The sequence below is a fragment of the Methyloceanibacter sp. genome (assembly GCF_051306395.1).
Classification (GTDB): Bacteria; Pseudomonadota; Alphaproteobacteria; order Rhizobiales; family Methyloligellaceae; genus Methyloceanibacter.
In genome coordinates, this window is record NZ_JBPPND010000263.1 from 1 (window position 1) to 2,276 (window position 2,276).

Sequence of the window (2,276 nt, forward strand, 5' to 3'; positions counted from 1 at the left end):
AAGTTCCTCGGCCTTCTTGCGTGCATCCCCAAGCGATAGGCCCGGACCAACATCAAACCGGCGCATGATTCCGTTGGCGCGCATGGCAAGCGACCATGACCTCGCGCCGGAAGGTGCAATGCGCAGCCGCAGGCCCGGAACGGCACCATCGACGAGTTCCGTCGTGCGATTAGCATGCGGTTTGATCTTCGAGATCTGAAGGGCTGTTAGGGGAGCAACGCGTTTGGCCATGGTGCGATCAGTAGCTCAAAAAAGGATTCACCTAGGATTCACCGTATGCGCGATTGGGCGGAACAATGCAAGAACGATTGGGAACGTTGCGAGCAGACATTTTATAATCTGATCAAGCTGATAAAGGCAAATTGGGACCTTTTGGGACGACCTGGAAAAAGGGCAAATTGCGGCTTTTAATCAGTAGGTCGCTGGTTCGAACCCAGCAGGGCTCACCACCTCAAACAATATGGTGCGGCGCTTGATCGCCGCCTGGTGGTTTCGATGATGTCGACTGGGCGACCGTGGAGCACCAGACCTTGAGTCCTGGTGAGTTGCATCGTCCCCGCCGCCATGCACGTGCCGCGCATTGGGCTTCAGTGCGTGTTTAGAGCGGTTTCTGCCGGGATTGAATCGGCGTGGATTCACATGTGGCTGCAGATCTGATTCACCGTTCTGGCTGGGGATTGGAGGCCAGCATGGATGGGTCAGCCTCTTTCGATGGATTTGCGCGCTGGCGGCTGCTGGCGGCTGCAGGCGGCGATTGATGCCGGGATGAGCTGTCGCGCGGCGGCGGCAGGGTTCGGGGTGGCGCCTTCGACGGCAATCCGGTGGCAGTCGCAGCGACGCGCGACGGGCAGCTTCGCCCCCAGGCCGCAGGGGGGCGATATGCGCTCGCGCCGCGTCGAGGAGCGCCGCGAGGAGATCCAGGCGGTGTGGGAGACGCGCAGGGACATCACGCTCGATGAGCTACGTGCCGAACTTGCCGGCATGGGTCTGTCCGTGGCGAACTCGACGCTGCATTGATGGTCCCTCGTTTCGGTGGACACCTTTGCTAAGCCCGTGAGGGCATGGAGGTGTGCAATGGCGAAGACGAGAAGGGAGTTTTCTGAGTTCAAACGTGAGGCGGTCGCGTTTCTGGAGACGAGCGGCCGGCCACTGATGCAGGTGGCGACCGAGGTGGGTATCTCGCCATCGATGTTGCGGAACTGGCGGGCTGTGATCCGTGGCGCAACCACGCGATCGCGGACGGCGATGCCCGCGCTTACGCCGTTACCATCGCCGGCGGACCAGGCGTCGGAGATCACGCGGCTGAAACGTGAGCTCGACCGCACGCGGATGGAGCGCGACGTGCTAAAAAAAGCGATCGGCATCTTCGCGGAGGTGCCGAGATGAGCTTCAACTTCATCCGCGATCATGCCGGCAGGTGGCCGGTTCGGCTGATGTGCCGGGTCCTCGAGGTCTCAGCTAGCGGCTACTATGCTTGGCGCAATCGCCCGGAGAGCGCCCGCGCGGCGGCGAACCGCGCGCTGCTCGCCGACCTCCGCCGCCTCCATGCCGAGCATCATGGCCGTTACGGCAGCCCCGGAATGCATGCTGCGCTTCGCGCGGAAAGGCAGGACGGCGAGCCGCGGTCGGGTAGCCAGGCTGATGCGCAGGCATGGCATCCGCGCGCTTGCCGGCCGCAGGTTCAGGCCCTGCACGACCGACAGCCGCCACTCCCTGCCGGTGGCGCCGAACGTGTTGCAGCAGGAGTTCGTCGCGGCCGCGCCGAACCGCGTCCGGCTCGCCGACATCACCTACATCGCGACTGGCGAAGGATGGCTCTACCTTGCCGCCGTGCTCGACTTGGCGACCCGCAAGATCGTCGGCTGGTCGATGCGCGACCACATGCGCACCGAGTTGCCGCTTGCCGCGCTGATGATGGCCGCGCAGCGGCAAAGACCGGCCGAAGGCCTCATCTGCCATTCCGATCGCGGCAGCCAATACGCGTCCGAGGCATATTCCAAGCAGCTCGCCACCATGAGGGCGACGTCTTCGATGAGCCGCACCGCCTGTTGCTACGACAATGCTCCAATGGAGAGCTTCTTCCATACGCTCAAAGTCGAACTCGTCCATCAGCGACGATGGGCAACCCGCGAGCAGGCCCGCAGGGATCTGTTCGCCTACATCGAGAGCTACTATAATCGGCGGCGGATCCACTCCGCCCTCGGCTACACAACCCCGGAAACAGGCCGAACAATACATGGCCTAAACCCGTGTCCACACAAACAGGGGACCATCAG

1 protein-coding gene and 2 pseudogenes are annotated in these 2,276 nt (G+C 62.9%); 2 read left to right on the forward strand and 1 reads right to left on the reverse strand.

The genetic code is table 11. The features are described from left to right. A partial coding sequence (locus ACSLE4_RS14275) for an Arm DNA-binding domain-containing protein (protein ID WP_435905097.1) occupies nt 1-231 on the reverse strand: 231 nt, incomplete at its 3' end. 462 nt (nt 232-693) lie between these two features. Between ACSLE4_RS14275 and ACSLE4_RS14280 the strand changes: the two are divergent. Together ACSLE4_RS14280 and ACSLE4_RS14285 are read left to right on the forward strand one after the other, a co-directional pair. Beyond that, nucleotides 694-1,014, forward strand: a pseudogene (locus tag ACSLE4_RS14280) (IS630 family transposase); the annotation flags it as partial. Nucleotides 1,015-1,074: 60 nt separating this feature from the next. Then, nucleotides 1,075-2,276 (forward strand): annotated as a pseudogene (locus ACSLE4_RS14285) (IS3 family transposase); the annotation flags it as partial.